The sequence below is a fragment of the Endozoicomonas sp. Z74 genome (genome assembly GCF_057680865.1).
Window position 1 is genome coordinate 1 of the sequence record NZ_JBLYZI010000243.1, and the last position, 1,258, is coordinate 1,258.

At 37.5% G+C, this 1,258-nt stretch carries 2 protein-coding genes; both read right to left on the reverse strand.

Annotated features, from left to right (window positions below; all coding sequences use genetic code 11):
- Positions 1-290: 290 nt before the first annotated feature.
- The gene (locus ACNRUY_RS26520) at positions 291-851 is read right to left on the reverse strand and encodes a hypothetical protein (RefSeq protein ID WP_488114667.1); all 561 of its coding nucleotides are present in this window, start codon (positions 849-851) and stop codon (positions 291-293) included.
- Between the two features lie 5 nt (positions 852-856).
- The gene (locus tag ACNRUY_RS26525; protein WP_488114668.1) at positions 857-1,165 is read right to left on the reverse strand and encodes an AHH domain-containing protein; all 309 of its coding nucleotides are present in this window, start codon (positions 1,163-1,165) and stop codon (positions 857-859) included.
- Positions 1,166-1,258 lie beyond the last annotated feature (93 nt).

Below are 1,258 nucleotides of genomic sequence, written 5' to 3' on the forward strand. Positions count from 1 at the left end.
TGATTAGTATGAATCATAAGGGTTACCTTTTTACGATTTAGATTTCAGTGATTTCACCCTCTATCTAAATCGGTAACCCTTCCCTTTTTTGAAGAGGGAATTGTCAGATCAGATCTGAACTAATGCACTTTATTCCTGTCATTTATTCTTGGGCTTGTTTCCCTGAAAGATTTATGGATCAGGTTTCACCATTATCGGTGAACCGCCCGGTGCGGACCCGCACGCCGGGTGGTGTGGGGAGAGCTGGAGAGAAGCCAGCTCTTACCTGATTTAGCTGCGCTCTGGCTAATTTAGTTGAAAACTTCGATTAAGTATTCATCAAAAATAACGCCTGATAAGCCAAACTCCTCTACAGCACCCTTTAACTTGCTATTACAAAAAACAGTTAAACAATTATCAGATCTTGATTTAAAAGCAATTAAGTTATTAGCTTTGGCTATAAATTTAATTTCTAATAGGTTATAATCTGCGCTCTCACAACCACCCTCCTCATCAGAAAAATTAAGGCAATTAAAAATGTAAAATCTTTCTGACCGGACCTTTATTGGTAATAGTTCGCCATAAGGTTTTAATAGTTCTCCTAAATATTGTTCAGCTTTAGGTGATAATATAAGAGTTGCGCCTAGTCCTGTAGAGATATCAGGTATTGGGCCATTCTCAAAACCCTCATTAGCAATAAAGTTTAAGTCAATCTCAGGTAGCCATTGACTCAATGCTATATTGTTGAGGCTGAATTGAAATATATGATCCGGAACTGAGTCTTCTGGAGCGTACCTAACAATATCAAGAATATTAAAGTCCAGAGATTGAAATTTATATCCGTCATTTCTAATTGCAAAGACTTTAGTCATTTGTTTTACCACCGAGCACGAATTGAGCCAATAGCTTTTTTAGGTTCATTATCTTGAAGTAATTTACCAACAACTTGCAGTTGTGTCTTTATAACATTAATATTATTCAACCTTTGAATTCTTTGAGATAACCATCTTTCATAATCATGTGTATGGTATTTTAGGTGCCCTCTAGAGTTGGGCATAGACCAGTGAGGTGTATTTTCGTCTTTATGCACTAAATACACTCCATTTGCAGGATCGTTGATCCTAATACCGTGTGTATGTAAGTGTAATCTAGGGAAGGTGCGAACAACCCCAGCTATTTGATAAATTCATCTTTTGGGATCGCAAAAGCAGCCTAGCCCCTGCAATTTTTGGTGGATAATCCACCAAAAACTTACTTGAAAGTGGCAGGGTTTAACCAC